Origin of the sequence: Pseudomonas sp. YY-1, assembly GCF_002843095.1 — a bacterium.
GTDB classification, from domain to species: Bacteria; Pseudomonadota; Gammaproteobacteria; order Pseudomonadales; family Pseudomonadaceae; genus Aquipseudomonas; species Aquipseudomonas sediminis_A.
The window spans coordinates 28,038-41,266 of sequence record NZ_PJLX01000007.1; the positions used below are offsets into that span (position 1 = coordinate 28,038).

General features: G+C 61.0%; 13 protein-coding genes and 4 tRNA genes. 13 read left to right on the forward strand and 4 right to left on the reverse strand.

Features of this window, described 5'->3' with window-relative positions:
- Window positions 1–4 precede the first annotated feature (4 nt).
- The 10 genes from CXP40_RS11585 (at window position 5) to CXP40_RS11630 (ending at window position 7,827) form a co-directional block, all read left to right on the forward strand.
- Window positions 5–283: a hypothetical protein gene (locus CXP40_RS11585; RefSeq protein WP_003461883.1), complete on the forward strand. Its 279-nt coding sequence runs from the start codon at window positions 5–7 to the stop codon at window positions 281–283.
- A gap of 17 nt (window positions 284–300) precedes the next feature.
- Window positions 301–1,314 carry a succinylglutamate desuccinylase gene (gene astE, locus CXP40_RS11590; RefSeq protein WP_106733834.1) on the forward strand — a complete coding sequence of 338 codons (1,014 nt, stop codon included), beginning with the start codon at window positions 301–303 and terminating at the stop codon, window positions 1,312–1,314.
- A 159-nt stretch (window positions 1,315–1,473) separates the two neighbouring features.
- Complete coding sequence (gene ltaE, locus CXP40_RS11595; protein ID WP_106733835.1) at window positions 1,474–2,478, forward strand: low-specificity L-threonine aldolase; 1,005 nt, start codon at window positions 1,474–1,476, stop codon at window positions 2,476–2,478.
- Between the two features lie 271 nt (window positions 2,479–2,749).
- Entirely contained in the window at window positions 2,750–5,374 is a 2,625-nt protein-coding gene (gene alaS, locus CXP40_RS11600) for an alanine--tRNA ligase (RefSeq protein WP_106733836.1), read from the forward strand.
- Between the two features lie 102 nt (window positions 5,375–5,476).
- On the forward strand, window positions 5,477–6,715 hold the full coding sequence (locus tag CXP40_RS11605; protein WP_099525209.1) for an aspartate kinase: 1,239 nt from the start codon (window positions 5,477–5,479) through the stop codon (window positions 6,713–6,715).
- Window positions 6,716–6,906: 191 nt separating this feature from the next.
- Window positions 6,907–7,092: a carbon storage regulator CsrA gene (gene csrA, locus CXP40_RS11610; RefSeq protein ID WP_003244478.1), complete on the forward strand. Its 186-nt coding sequence runs from the start codon at window positions 6,907–6,909 to the stop codon at window positions 7,090–7,092.
- Window positions 7,093–7,153: 61 nt separating this feature from the next.
- Window positions 7,154–7,244 (forward strand) — tRNA-Ser (locus CXP40_RS11615).
- Between the two features lie 211 nt (window positions 7,245–7,455).
- Window positions 7,456–7,532 (forward strand) — tRNA-Arg (locus tag CXP40_RS11620).
- Between the two features lie 72 nt (window positions 7,533–7,604).
- Window positions 7,605–7,681, forward strand: a tRNA-Arg gene (locus CXP40_RS11625).
- A 69-nt stretch (window positions 7,682–7,750) separates the two neighbouring features.
- Window positions 7,751–7,827: transfer RNA gene (locus tag CXP40_RS11630), tRNA-Arg, on the forward strand.
- A 44-nt stretch (window positions 7,828–7,871) separates the two neighbouring features.
- Here the strand turns inward: CXP40_RS11630 and bamE are convergent.
- A complete protein-coding gene (bamE, locus tag CXP40_RS23980; RefSeq protein ID WP_106733837.1) occupies window positions 7,872–8,366 on the reverse strand; it encodes an outer membrane protein assembly factor BamE in 495 nt (164 codons plus the stop codon).
- Between the two features lie 323 nt (window positions 8,367–8,689).
- Between bamE and mgtE the strand changes: the two genes are divergently transcribed.
- Entirely contained in the window at window positions 8,690–10,132 is a 1,443-nt protein-coding gene (gene mgtE, locus CXP40_RS11640) for a magnesium transporter (RefSeq protein ID WP_106733838.1), read from the forward strand.
- Here the strand turns inward: mgtE and CXP40_RS11645 are convergent, their stop codons facing one another.
- Genes CXP40_RS11645 through CXP40_RS11655 form a run of 3 tightly spaced genes read right to left on the reverse strand, consistent with a single transcriptional unit; the run spans window position 10,133 to window position 11,684 of the window.
- A complete protein-coding gene (locus CXP40_RS11645; protein ID WP_106733839.1) occupies window positions 10,133–10,594 on the reverse strand; it encodes a nuclear transport factor 2 family protein in 462 nt (153 codons plus the stop codon).
- 26 nt (window positions 10,595–10,620) lie between these two features.
- Window positions 10,621–10,950 carry an Atu4866 domain-containing protein gene (locus tag CXP40_RS11650; RefSeq protein WP_106733840.1) on the reverse strand — a complete coding sequence of 110 codons (330 nt, stop codon included), beginning with the start codon at window positions 10,948–10,950 and terminating at the stop codon, window positions 10,621–10,623.
- Between the two features lie 11 nt (window positions 10,951–10,961).
- Complete coding sequence (locus tag CXP40_RS11655; protein ID WP_106733841.1) at window positions 10,962–11,684, reverse strand: SDR family oxidoreductase; 723 nt, start codon at window positions 11,682–11,684, stop codon at window positions 10,962–10,964.
- Window positions 11,685–11,859: 175 nt separating this feature from the next.
- Here CXP40_RS11655 and CXP40_RS11660 point away from each other — a divergent pair, with 175 nt between their 5' ends.
- A complete protein-coding gene (locus CXP40_RS11660; protein WP_106734018.1) occupies window positions 11,860–12,756 on the forward strand; it encodes an AraC family transcriptional regulator in 897 nt (298 codons plus the stop codon).
- Window positions 12,757–12,957: 201 nt separating this feature from the next.
- Window positions 12,958–13,215, forward strand: coding sequence for an OadG family protein (locus tag CXP40_RS11665; RefSeq protein WP_166432408.1), 258 nt, complete (start codon window positions 12,958–12,960; stop codon window positions 13,213–13,215).
- The last annotated feature ends 14 nt before the right edge of the window (window positions 13,216–13,229 follow it).

Here is a 13,229-nt window from a genome sequence, read left to right on the forward strand (position 1 = left end):
TTGTATGAGCGACGCGCTGCAACTGATTCTTGAAGACAACGATGGCACTCAGCTGGAAACCTCCTGCAGCCGCTTTGCCGTGGTCTGGCAGGGCAAGGAACTGTGGGTCCAGGCGGTTGGCGATCAGTTGCTGATCGGCGTCGACGTGGAGGAGGGCGATACCGAGTACGTCAACCTGCTGCTGCGTCCGCAGGCCACCAACCTGGTCAGCCTGCAACTGGAGATGGAGCCGATGATCGCCGATGAGGACGATCATGTTCATGGCCCGGACTGCAATCACTAAGTCTTGAGGAGTGCTCGATGCTTGCCCTCGGCAAACTGCTTGAACTGACCCTGGCCGGCCACGAGCCGTCGGCGAAGATTCAACTGACGCCCGATGGCACGCGTCTGCGCTGGCTCGATGAGGGCGCGCTGGAGGTGACTCCGCCTGCTGCGCGCGACAATGGCCTCGACCTGCTGCTGTCGGCCGGCGTCCACGGCAACGAAACCGCGCCAATCGAGCTGCTTGATCGTCTGTTGCGCGGCATCGCGCGCAACGAGCTGCATCCGGCGGCGCGCATTCTCTTTCTGTTCGGCAACCCTGAGGCCATGCGCCGTGGCGAGCGTTACGTCGAGCAGGACCTCAACCGTCTGTTCAGCGGCCGTCACGAGCAGTCCAGTGGCTTCGAAGCCATCAGAGCCTGCGACCTCGAGCACCTGGCCGTCAATTTCTTCGGCAAGGACACCGGTCGAACGCGCCTGCACTACGACCTGCATACCGCCATCCGCGCTTCCAAAATCGAGCAGTTCGCCCTCTATCCGTGGCAGGAGGGGCGTGCGCATTCCCGTCGCGAGCTGGAGCGTCTGCGTGCTGCCGGCATCGAGGCGGTACTGCTGCAGAACAAATCGTCGATTACCTTCAGCGCCTATACCTACGCGCAACTCGGCGCTGAGGCCTTCACCCTGGAGCTGGGCAAGGCGCGTGCTTTCGGTCAGAACGAACTGGTCAACCTCGATCTGCTGGAGAACGCGCTGCACGCGCTGATCGAAGGGCGCGAGGTAATCAGTGGTGAGCCGACCATCGATGGCATGCAGCTGTTCGCCGTGTCGCGCGAGGTGATCAAGCACAGCGATAGTTTTCAGCTGCACCTGCCTGCGGATATCGAGAACTTCACCGAGCTGGAGCCCGGCTACCTGCTTGCCGAGGATATCGCCGATACCCGCTGGATCGTGGAAGAGCAGGGCGCGCGCATCATCTTCCCCAATCCCAAGGTCAAGAACGGCCACCGCGCTGCCATCCTGATCGTCCCCGACGATGGTGCCGGTTTGGCATAGCGGCGTATGTTGCAGGGCTTTAGCCGCGACGTTGCGTCGTATTGGTCGCCGCTAAAGCGCCTCCCACGGCAGCCCGCGATTTTGCCTTCAACTGTATCTTCCACCGTCCGAGCGACCTCTTTAGCATGGGCCTTTCGCCAATTGCCGGGAAAGCCTGTCATGCCCCTGATCGACCTGCGTAGCGACACCGTTACCCAACCCACTGCTGCCATGCGCGAAGCCATGATGGCTGCCGAGCTGGGCGATGACGTGTATGGCGAAGACCCCACGGTTAATCGCCTGGAGGTCTGGCTGGCCAATGAACTGGGCTTCGAGGCGGCGCTGTTCGTCCCCACCGGCACCATGAGCAACCTGCTCGGCCTGATGGCTCATTGCGAACGCGGTGACGAGTACATCGTCGGCCAGCAGGCGCACACCTATAAGTACGAGGGTGGCGGCGCCGCCGTGCTCGGCTCCATCCAGCCGCAACCGATCGAGGGTGAAGCCGACGGCTCGCTGGATCTGAGCAGGGTCGAGGCGGCGATCAAGCAAGACGACTTCCACTTCGCCCGCACTCGCCTGCTGGCCCTGGAAAACACCATGCAGGGCAAGGTGCTGCCGCTCGATTATTTGGCTGCCGCCCGCGAACTGACTCGCCGTCGTGGTTTGAGCCTGCACCTCGATGGCGCCCGCCTGTATAACGCGGCGGTCAAGCTCGGTGTGCCGGCGCGCGAGATCACTCAGCACTTCGATTCGGTCTCGGTGTGCCTGTCCAAGGGGCTCGGTGCGCCGGTCGGTTCGGTGCTCTGTGGCAGTACGGCGTTGATCGCCAAAGCACGCCGTTTGCGCAAGATGGTCGGGGGTGGCATGCGTCAGGCCGGCGTGCTGGCGGCAGCAGGCTTGTATGCGCTGCAGCATCAGGTTCAGCGCCTGGCCGAGGATCACGCCAAGGCCGCACACCTGGGCGAGGCGTTGACCGAGTTGGGTTATAGCGTCGAGCCGGTGCAGACCAATATGGTCTATGTGCAACTTGGCGAGCGTGCCGGGCAAGTTAAGGCCTTCATGGCCGAACACGGCATCGCCGTCAGTGCCGCGCCACGCCTGCGTCTGGTCACTCATCTGGACGTCAGCGCCGAACAAATCGAGCGGGTGATCAGGGCATTTGCTGCTTTCCGTTCGCATTAAGCGTCAGGCGTGCGCTGCCGATAGGCGCACGCTATCAACAAGGCACTAGCCGCGGGCGAAAGGGCCGATATAATGCGTCCCTTTGCAGACTGCAGCGATAACTGCTGCGCTCGGTCATGCAGTGTTAAAAGCCGGCTCAGGATGCTCATTTACAACCTGTAAACTGCGCACCTTCACCGGCTTTTGCCTTGCCTGACCTTCGCTCGCGACGTTCTCGCTTTGGTCTGCTTCGCCGGCTTTGCCGTGGCCGCCTGATTCCGTGGATATCCCTATGAAAAGCGCAGAAATCCGTGAAGCCTTCCTGAGCTTCTTCGAAGAAAAAGGGCACACCCGTGTCGCTTCCAGCTCGCTGATTCCGGCGAACGACCCAACCCTGCTGTTCACCAACGCGGGTATGAACCAGTTCAAGGACTGCTTCCTGGGCCTGGAAAAGCGCGCCTACACTCGCGCCACCACCAGCCAGAAGTGCGTGCGTGCCGGCGGTAAGCACAACGACCTGGAAAACGTCGGCTACACCGCGCGTCACCACACCTTCTTCGAAATGCTGGGCAACTTCAGCTTCGGCGACTATTTCAAACGCGATGCCATTCATTACGCCTGGGAATTCCTGACCTCCGACAAGTGGCTGAACCTGCCCAAGGAAAAGCTCTGGGTCACTGTCTACGCCACCGATGACGAAGCCTACGAGATCTGGACCAAGGAAGTTGGCATCCCCACCGAGCGCATGATCCGCATCGGCGACAACAAGGGTGCGCCGTACGCCTCCGACAACTTCTGGGCAATGGGTGATACCGGTCCGTGCGGCCCGTGCACCGAGATCTTCTTCGACCACGGCGAGCACATCTGGGGCGGCCCACCCGGCAGCCCGGAAGAAGATGGCGACCGCTACATCGAGATCTGGAACAACGTGTTCATGCAGTTCAACCGCACTGCAGATGGCGTGCTGCACCCGCTGCCGGCGCCGAGTGTGGACACCGGGATGGGCCTGGAGCGCATCAGCGCCGTGCTGCAGCACGTCAACTCGAACTACGAGATCGACCTGTTCCAGAACCTGTTGGCCGCCTCGGCCAAGGCCATCGGCTGCAGCAACGAAGGCCAGGCCTCGCTGAAAGTGGTGGCTGACCACATCCGTTCCTGCAGCTTCCTGATCGCCGACGGCGTGACTCCGTCCAACGAAGGCCGCGGCTACGTGCTGCGCCGCATCGTGCGTCGCGCCTGCCGTCACGGTAACAAGCTGGGCGCCAAGGGCAGCTTCTTCTACCAGATCGTCGCTGCGCTGGTGGCTGAGATGGGCGAAGCCTTCCCCGAGCTCAAACAGCAGCAGGCGCACATCGAGCGCGTGCTCAAGACCGAAGAAGAGCAGTTCGCCAAGACCCTGGAGCAGGGGCTGAAGATTCTCGAGCAGGATCTGGCCGGCCTGCAGGGCTCGGTAATCCCCGGCGACGTGGTGTTCAAGCTGTATGACACCTACGGTTTCCCCGTTGACCTGACTGCCGACATCGCCCGCGAGCGCGAGCTGTCAGTGGACGAAGAGGGCTTCGAGCGTGAAATGGAAGCGCAGCGCGAGCGCGCCCGTTCCGCCAGCGCCTTCGGCATGGACTACAACGCCCTGGTCAAGGTTGACAGCGACACCCGCTTCCTCGGTTACGAAGGCACCAGCGGCAGCGGCAAGATCATCGCTCTGTTCAAGGCCGGTGCTGCGGTCGACAGCCTCGCCGAAGGCGAAGAGGGCGTGGTGGTGCTGGATCAGACCCCGTTCTACGCCGAGTCCGGTGGCCAGATCGGCGACTGCGGCTACCTGGAAAGTGCTGGCGTGCGTTTCGACGTGCGCGACACCACCAAGGCCGGCGGTGCCTTCCTGCACCACGGCGTGGTGGCCAGGGGCGGTCTGAGCGTCGGCACCAGCGTCAAGGCCGAAGCCGAAGCCGGCGTGCGTCAGGCCACCGCGCTGAACCACTCCGCGACCCACCTGCTGCACGCCGCGCTGCGTCAGGTGTTGGGCGATCACGTCCAGCAGAAAGGTTCGCTGGTCGACAGTCAGCGTCTGCGTTTCGACTTCAGCCATTTTGAGGCGATCAAGCCCGAGCAGTTGAAGCAGCTGGAAGACATCGTCAACGCTGAGATTCGCAAGAACTCCGAGGTCGAGACCGAAGAAACCGACATCGAGACCGCCAAGTCCAAGGGCGCCATGGCGCTGTTCGGCGAGAAGTACGGTGATCAGGTACGTGTGCTGAGTATGGGCGGCGATTTCTCCGTCGAGCTGTGTGGCGGTACTCACGTATCGCGCACCGGCGACATCGGTCTGTTCAAGATCACCAGCGAAGGCGGCGTGGCCGCTGGCGTGCGTCGTATCGAAGCGGTCACTGGTGCCGCCGCGCTGGCCTGGCTCAACGGTGCCGAGGAACAGCTCAAGGAAGCCGCCTCCCTGGTCAAGGGCAGCCGCGACAACGTGCTGGACAAACTCTCGGCCCTGATCGAGCGCAACCGTCAGCTGGAAAAGGAGCTGGAGCAGCTCAAGGCCAAGGCCGCCAGCGCTGCTGGCAATGACCTGGCTGGTTCGGCCGTGGACGTGAAGGGCACCAAGGTGCTGGCTGCGCGTCTCGATGGTCTGGACGGCAAGGCGCTGCTGGCGCTGGTCGACCAACTGAAGAACAAGCTGGGCAGCGCTGTGATCCTGCTCGGCGGCGTGTTCGACGAGAAGGTGGTACTGGTCGCCGGTGTGACCCAGGACCTGACTGCCAAGCTCAAGGCCGGTGACCTGATGAAGCAGGCCGCCGCAGCAGTGGGCGGCAAGGGTGGTGGTCGCCCAGACATGGCCCAGGGTGGCGGCGTCGATGCCGGCAAGCTGGATGAAGCCCTGGCCCTGGCCGCAACCCTGGTCGAGCAGGCTTCGTAACGAGCGAGAAAGCGGGGCCCGCAGTGCGTCCGGCGGGCCTTGGCAGTATGACCCGATGCGGGTTTAATGGGCGCCCTTCGAGGAATCAGGCGGCTTTTTGAAATGGCTTTGATCGTACAGAAGTTTGGGGGCACCTCCGTCGGCACCATCGAGCGTATCGCGCAGGTGGCCGACAAGGTGAAGAAGTTCCGCGAGAACGGTGACGACATCGTCGTCGTGGTTTCCGCCATGAGCGGCGAAACCAACCGCCTGATCGATCTGGCCAAACAGATCACCGATGGCGAGCCGGTTGCGCGTGAGCTGGATGTGATGGTGTCCACCGGTGAGCAGGTGACCATTGCCCTGTTGGCCATGGCGCTGATCAAGCGCGGCGTGCCGGCGGTGTCCTACACCGGCAACCAGGTGCGCATCCTCACCGACAGCGCGCACAACAAGGCGCGCATTCTGCAGATCGATGACCAGAAGATTCGCGCCGACCTCAAGGCTGGTCGCGTCGTTGTGGTCGCAGGTTTCCAGGGCGTCGACGAACACGGCAACATCACCACCCTGGGTCGTGGCGGCTCCGACACCACCGGTGTGGCTCTGGCCGCAGCGCTGAAAGCCGAGGAGTGCCAGATCTACACCGACGTCGATGGTGTCTACACCACCGACCCGCGCGTGGTGCCCAAGGCCCAGCGCCTGGAAAAGATCACCTTCGAAGAAATGCTGGAAATGGCCAGCCTCGGTTCCAAGGTGCTGCAGATTCGTTCGGTGGAATTCGCCGGCAAGTACAACGTCCCGCTGCGCGTCCTGCACAGCTTCCAGGAGGGCCCGGGCACCCTCATTACCCTTGATGAAGAGGAATCCATGGAACAGCCGATCATTTCCGGCATCGCTTTCAACCGCGACGAAGCCAAGCTGACCATCCGTGGGGTGCCGGATATCCCTGGCATCGCCTTCAAGATTCTCGGCCCGATCAGCGCCGCCAACATCGAAGTGGACATGATCGTGCAGAACGTTTCGCACGATAACACCACCGATTTCACCTTCACCGTGCATCGCAACGACTACAACAACGCCCTGAGCGTGCTGCAGAAGACCGCAGACGAGCTGGGCGCTCGTGAAGTGGTCGGCGACACCAACATTGCCAAGGTGTCCATCGTCGGTGTCGGTATGCGTTCCCACGCCGGTGTTGCCAGTCGCATGTTCGAAGCCCTGGCCAAGGAGACCATCAATATCCAGATGATCTCCACCTCCGAGATCAAGGTGTCCGTGGTGATCGAAGAGAAGTATCTGGAGCTGGCGGTACGCGCACTGCATACCGCCTTCGAGCTGGATGCTCCGGCCCGGCAGGGCGAGTGATTCCACTGATTTGAAAGGCGCGGCTGGTTCCGCGCCTTTCGTCTTTTTGACTTGCATGCGGGAACTTTCTTTCTGCGCGGGCTGGTCAATACTTGGGTGGAGGCTTTCGGGCTTGATTTAGCGGGAAGCCGGCACCATTTTCTTTTTTGCAGACTGTTGTCCTGAAAAATGTAATCCGTGAGGAGAAAGGAATGCTGATTCTGACTCGCCGGGTCGGAGAGACCCTGATGGTCGGTGATGATGTGACTGTCACCGTGTTGGGTGTGAAAGGTAACCAGGTGCGCATTGGTGTCAATGCGCCGAAGGAGGTTGCCGTGCACCGTGAAGAAATCTACCAGCGCATCCAGAAAGAGAAGGGTGACGAACCAAGCCACTAATTTTTCTACAAATTTTTGTTTGCAAACGGGGAAAACATGTTTATCATGCGCCCCGTGTTGCGGAGAGGTGGCCGAGTGGCCGAAGGCGCTCCCCTGCTAAGGGAGTACACCTCAAAAGGGTGTCGGGGGTTCGAATCCCCCCTTCTCCGCCATTATTCAGCGAGTCGGGCGTAAGTCGGGCTGGCGAATCAACCAGAGGTGATCTGGTATAAAAGCACCAAAGATCTCGCGAAAGCGTAGCGAACGAAGGGTAGGCGAGGCGAAAGCGAGCGAAGAAGCGCAGTTTAGTTTTCTAAATGAGCATTCTGAGTTCGGTTTCAACGAAGCATACCCAAGCGCAGTAGCTTTCGAGTGATCTGTAACGGACTCATAGCTCAGCTGGATAGAGTACTCGGCTACGAACCGAGCGGTCGGAGGTTCGAATCCTCCTGAGTCCGCCATATTCAAATGGCTTGCATCGCTGCAAGCCATTTTGTTTCAACCAGCGGTGATCTGGTCTAAAAGCGCCAAACGGACTCATAGCTCAGCTGGATAGAGTACTCGGCTACGAACCGAGCGGTCGGAGGTTCGAATCCTCCTGAGTCCGCCATATTAAATGGCACTGCAGCGATGCAAGGTCATGTTCAGCCAGTGGTGATCTGGTCAAAAAGCGCCAAATGGACTCATAGCTCAGCTGGATAGAGTACTCGGCTACGAACCGAGCGGTCGGAGGTTCGAATCCTCCTGAGTCCGCCATACCGAAAGGGCCTGCAGCAATGCAGGCCCTTTTTCTTTGTGCGTTATTTCTTCACGCAGCCGGCTTCGTCGAAGCTGACCTGTCGGCTGTTCCCGCCTTTGCGTTTCTCTCGGTAATGGTAGCGCTGCTGCCCATTGCTGCTGGTGACTCTGTCTGGCTTGCCCAGGCTGCTTTCCACGTCGGCGCGGCTCATGCCGAGGCGGACTTCCTTGCGGATGATCGCCTGGCGTCTCTCGCTGCTGGTCAGCAGGTTGTCGCAACCATCGTCCTGTTGGCCAACGATGACCAGCTCGCCACTGCCGGCCGAGGTGGTTGCCGCACGCCGGCCTGGGTCCGCGAGAGGGATTGCCTTGCCGCTGCTGGGGGTGTGGTTGCGTGCATCCTGCAGGTGCTGCTCTTGATCGTCGGCGCAGCCGTGGCGGGTGAAGGTGACATGGCCATTTGCACTCACGCAGCGGAACACACTGGCCGCCGAGCTGTCTGCAATAGGGTAGAGAAATGCAGCGGCCAATAGCGCTGCGAAATGCAGTCCTCGCATGAGTCGTCCTCCCTGACGTTTGCCTGCTTCAGGTTAGACCGTTTTTTCGTACTCGCCAGGGTGTCCTGACGCGGGTAGCTGGCGTCGCATAGCCAGGTTTTCATGCGAGATCGAAGTTTGCGATGCAAGCAATTGTTCTTGCCGCGCTTTTGTCACGTACAAAGCTGTTTTGCGGTGTTATGATTCGCCGCGTCAGCCCCGCCGGGGCTTGTGGAATACCACCATGGACTTACCCAGTAGTTACTCAATACTCCCCTCGCACAATCGTGTAAGACCTGATTGATCCCCTTTGGCGTGCCCGCCAACTGGGGGTGGAGCGCGCTATGACAGAAGTAGAAGCCAAAAAGCCGCAAGAGAGCTTGCAGGATCGCCTGGCCCAGGTGATCGAACTGCTGCATCGGCAAAAACTGGTCGAAGACCTGACTCACCGTCAGGAAGGCCAGCATCACGACCGGGTCGAGAACCTGGTGCATCGTCAGAATCTCGTCGAGCTGCAGCGCAAGCTCGAAGATCTGCACCCTGCGGATATCGCCCACATCCTCGAAGCCCTGCCGCTAGATGAGCGTCTGACCGTCTGGCAACTGGTCAAGGCCGAGCGCGATGGCGACATCCTGCTGGAAGTCTCCGACGCGGTACGAGAAACCCTGATCGCCGACATGGACGATCACGAGATTCTCGCTGCAGCCAAGGACATGGACGCCGACGAACTCGCTGACCTGGCCCCGGAACTGCCGCGCGACGTCGTTCATGAGCTGATGGAGTCGCTCGACGCTCAGCAGCGTGAGCGTGTGCGTTCGGCCCTGTCCTACGAGGAAGATCAGGTCGGCGCGCTGATGGACTTCGAGATGGTCACCATCCGCGAAGACGTCAGCCTGGAAGTGGTTCTGCGTTACCTGCGCCGCCTGAAGGAGCTGCCGGGCCATACCGACAAGCTGTTCGTGGTCGATTACGACGGCGTGCTCAAGGGTGTGCTGCCGATCAAGCGCCTGCTGGTCAATGATCCGGAGAAGCAGGTCGGCGAGGTCATGGCCGACGATCCGGTGAGTTTCCACCCGGACGAGGACGGCTACGACGCCGCTCAGGCGTTCGAGCGTTACGACCTGATTTCCGCCCCGGTGGTGGACAAGAACGGCAAGCTGATCGGCCGTCTGACCATCGACGAGATGGTCGACCTGATCCGTGAGGAAAGTGAAAGCGAAGTGCTGAACATGGCCGGTCTGCGCGAGGAGGAAGACATCTTCGCCTCGGTGTGGAAGTCGGTGCGCAACCGCTGGGCTTGGCTGGCGATCAACCTGGTCACCGCGTTCCTGGCGTCGCGTGTGATAGGCCTGTTCGAAGGCTCGATCGAGAAACTGGTGGCGCTGGCGGCGCTGATGCCCATCGTTGCCGGTATCGGCGGCAACTCGGGCAACCAGACCATCACCATGATCGTACGCGCCATGGCGCTGGATCAGGTCAGCACCGGCAATACCAAGCGCCTGGTACGCAAGGAACTGGGTGTTTCCCTGATCAATGGCATCCTCTGGGGTGGTGTGATCGGCGCCGTTGCCTATGGGCTTTACGGTAGTTGGTCGCTTGGCGTGGTGATGACCGCGGCAATGACCCTCAACTTGTTGCTGGCGGCGTTGATGGGCGTGCTGATCCCCATGACCCTGGCACGCCTGGGGCGTGACCCGGCCATGGGGGCCAGTGTGATGATCACCGCCATGACCGACAGCGGTGGTTTCTTCATCTTCCTGGGGCTGGCGTCGATCTTCCTGCTGTAATCAGTTCATCAGCTCGACCAGCCGCCAGGTATCGAGAAAGGCCGTGACCCGAGTGATCCGGCCATTCTCCAGCTGCATGTGCCAGGAGTAGCTGTTCTCGTAGCGGCTGCCGTCCTTGGCAGTCGCCTCGCCATCCCAGTGCACGACCACGTAAGGCCCTTGCGCCACGATCTGGCGGACGGTGGGTACGATGGGCGTGGCCAGTTTGTCAGTGATGGGTTTGACGGCATCTTCCATGAACGCCTCACGCGTGCGGTAAGTCCCGGAGGACGGGCTGCTACCGGCCACGACCCAGACGGCGTCATCGGCGAGCAACTGGAAGATACCGCCCTGGCCGGCGCGCCAATCATCGAAGGCTTTCTGAATCACGGCCTGATTGGCCGCGGTGTTGTCGTTTGCCCAGGCCGGGAAGCAGAGTGAGGCGCTCAGTAGCAGTGCGATGATGATTTTTTGCGTGTTCATGGTTTTTTCCTTGGCTGATGGGGGCGTTACTCGTCAGTTGAGGTGTTCTTGCGGCGCAGCACCATGCCGCCGTGATAGAGCACGTCGTCGATGAATTCACCGTCGGCGGTAAAGCCGGTGTCGTCGACGTAGTCGATGTGGTTGCCGGTGACGTGGTAGTTGCCCTGGTAGGCGCTCTCGCGATTCCCGCGTGCCTCGTCATAACGGCCGTTGGCCAATAGCTCATGGCGGACATGGCCGTCGTCCGTTACCCACATGCCAACATAAGGATGTGAGAGCTTGGGCTCTGCCATTACCGCGTCGGGTAGCAGGGCACCGCTGATCAGCATTGCCGCGACGGTGTTCTTCGCTGACATGGTGGTCTCCATCAATAGGGGCTGGCGGTTGGGCGCACGATCAGCTCGCTGACGTCGACGTCATCGGGCTGTTCGACTGCATAGGCCACGGCGCGGGCGATGGCGTCTGGAGTGATGGCGACGCGACGGAAAGCTTTCATCGCCTCGCGCGCACTGGCATCGGAAATGCTGTCTGCCAGTTCGGACTCGACCACGCCGGGGCAGATGGTAGTGACACGTATACGCTCGCTTTCCTGGCGCAGGCCGTCGGAAATCGCCCAGACGGCATACTTGGTGGCGCAGTAGACCGCTGCTGTCGGCGATACGGCGTGGGCGCCGATGGAGGCGATATTGATGACCTGGCCGCGCCCGCGCTCTTCCATGCCTGGTAGTACGGCGGCAATACCATGCAGCACGCCCCTTATGTTGACGTCGATCATGCGGTCCCACTCGTCCACCTTCAGGGCGTTGAGCGGTGACAGCGGCATGACTCCGGCATTGTTGATGATCACGTCGACGGGGCCGTGCTGCGCTTCGGCATATTCGACGAAGGCTTGCATCTCATGCAGTTGGCTGACGTCGAGGGTGAGGCAGGAGGCGTGCTGACCTTGTGCTTGCAGTTCTTCCACCAGCACCTGCAGGCGCTCGATGCGCCTGGCGCCGAGTACCACGTGATGGCCCAGGCTTGCCAGGTGTCTGGCGATGGCTTCGCCGATACCGCTACTGGCACCGGTGACGAGGATGACTTTGCTCATGTCGATCTCCATTGCGTTCTGGAGAGTCCATGCTAGGCAGGGGGCGGCCGGCTGCTAAGTCTCGTTACTCTTTCGATATTGCCTGTTTCTATTGAATGCTTCCTACAATGTCCGGGTATTGATAACGAGTCGAAAGCGGCGCATGAGCATGAGTCCTGAGAGCATCAAGCAGCGTATGGTCGAGCTGATGCTGCGCTTGGCCCCCGAGGAGGGGTACACCGCGGCGCAGCTCGACGGCGTTACCTTCATGCGCTCCAATCGCTCGCTACCGGTTACCCCGGCACTGTATGAGCCGAGCATCGTGATCGTGATCCAGGGGCGCAAGAGCGGGCTGCACGACGGCAACCTGTACGTTTACGACGCGCAGCACTATCTGGTGCTGGCGCTGCCTCTGCCATTTTCCATCGAGACCGAGGCTAGCGCCGAAGAGCCGATGCTGGGTGTGGCGCTGCGTGTCGAGCCGCTGTTGGTGGCCGAGCTGGTCATGGATCGGGACGAGCCCCAGCCCACTCAACCGGCAACGCTTTATTCCAGCCCGATCGATGCACACTTGAGTGATGCCACGTTGCGCCTGCTGGAGGCGCTGGCTGACCCTGACGAGGTGCGCCTGCTCGGCCCATCGATTCTGCGTGAGATCGTCTTTCGCGTGTTGCAGGGTGAGCAGGGCAATGGCCTGCGCGCGACGCTGGCGCAGAACAGCCATTTCGGTCGTATCGCTCGCGTCCTGCAGCGGATTCACCGGGATTATCAGGAGTCGCTCGATGTGCCTGCGCTGGCTGAGATCGCCAGCATGAGCGTTCCGGCCTTCCATGTGCACTTCAAAGCGATGACCAGCTGCTCGCCGCTGCAGTACCTCAAGGCCATTCGTCTGCATCAGGCGCGCCTGCTGATGATCCGCAACGACATGAGTGCGCTCAGTGCTGCGCAGCGCGTCGGGTATGAAAGTCCGTCGCAGTTCAGTCGAGAGTTCAAGCGCCTGTTCGGGCGTACCCCTGGCGATGAGACGCGTCACTTCAAGACCCTGCTTAGGCTTGCTCCTGCCGTTGCTGGCGTGGCTCGCTCCGCATCCTGATACTTCCCTCGCAGGGCCTTTCTGCTTCTTTGGTAGTGGATGCCGATAAACCACTACATAAATAGCCCGTGCGGCCCTTTTGGCGTTTGCTTCAAACGCTCGTTTCACGCTAAGGTTCGCCAGCTTTGCCCAGGCGCTGACGCTGGGCGCTCCTAATCAATAATGAACGCAGCCCGCGAGCTGCTGGCCAAAGGAGCCAAGATGACCCCCAGTGAACTGCTGCTCGAGGGTGTCGAACTCATGCTGTTCGGCATGGGCTTCGTCTTTGTCTTTCTGGTGTTGCTGGTGGGTGTGGTCAGTCTGATGTCACGGCTGATCGCGACCTTCGCTCCGCCCGCGCCGAGCCCGGCCATTTCTTCTCCAGCACCGAGTGCCAGGTCGGCCAGCCATGAGCCGGACGCAGCAACACTGGCCGCTATCCAATCCGCCATTGCCCAGCACCGCGCACGCCGCGGTTGATCAGGTTCAGAGGG

What these genes read in the sequence shown, in the direction of transcription:
- CXP40_RS11585 (WP_003461883.1), top strand. Translation starts at nt 5, where the DNA reads ATGAGCGACGCGCTGCAACTGATTCTTGAAGACAACGATGGCACTCAG.
- astE (WP_106733834.1), top strand. Translation starts at nt 301, where the DNA reads ATGCTTGCCCTCGGCAAACTGCTTGAACTGACCCTGGCCGGCCACGAG.
- ltaE (WP_106733835.1), top strand. Translation starts at nt 1,474, where the DNA reads ATGCCCCTGATCGACCTGCGTAGCGACACCGTTACCCAACCCACTGCT.
- alaS (WP_106733836.1), top strand. Translation starts at nt 2,750, where the DNA reads ATGAAAAGCGCAGAAATCCGTGAAGCCTTCCTGAGCTTCTTCGAAGAA.
- CXP40_RS11605 (WP_099525209.1), top strand. Translation starts at nt 5,477, where the DNA reads ATGGCTTTGATCGTACAGAAGTTTGGGGGCACCTCCGTCGGCACCATC.
- csrA (WP_003244478.1), top strand. Translation starts at nt 6,907, where the DNA reads ATGCTGATTCTGACTCGCCGGGTCGGAGAGACCCTGATGGTCGGTGAT.
- bamE (WP_106733837.1), bottom strand. Translation starts at nt 8,366, where the DNA reads ATGCGAGGACTGCATTTCGCAGCGCTATTGGCCGCTGCATTTCTCTAC.
- mgtE (WP_106733838.1), top strand. Translation starts at nt 8,690, where the DNA reads ATGACAGAAGTAGAAGCCAAAAAGCCGCAAGAGAGCTTGCAGGATCGC.
- CXP40_RS11645 (WP_106733839.1), bottom strand. Translation starts at nt 10,594, where the DNA reads ATGAACACGCAAAAAATCATCATCGCACTGCTACTGAGCGCCTCACTC.
- CXP40_RS11650 (WP_106733840.1), bottom strand. Translation starts at nt 10,950, where the DNA reads ATGTCAGCGAAGAACACCGTCGCGGCAATGCTGATCAGCGGTGCCCTG.
- CXP40_RS11655 (WP_106733841.1), bottom strand. Translation starts at nt 11,684, where the DNA reads ATGAGCAAAGTCATCCTCGTCACCGGTGCCAGTAGCGGTATCGGCGAA.
- CXP40_RS11660 (WP_106734018.1), top strand. Translation starts at nt 11,860, where the DNA reads ATGGTCGAGCTGATGCTGCGCTTGGCCCCCGAGGAGGGGTACACCGCG.
- CXP40_RS11665 (WP_166432408.1), top strand. Translation starts at nt 12,958, where the DNA reads ATGACCCCCAGTGAACTGCTGCTCGAGGGTGTCGAACTCATGCTGTTC.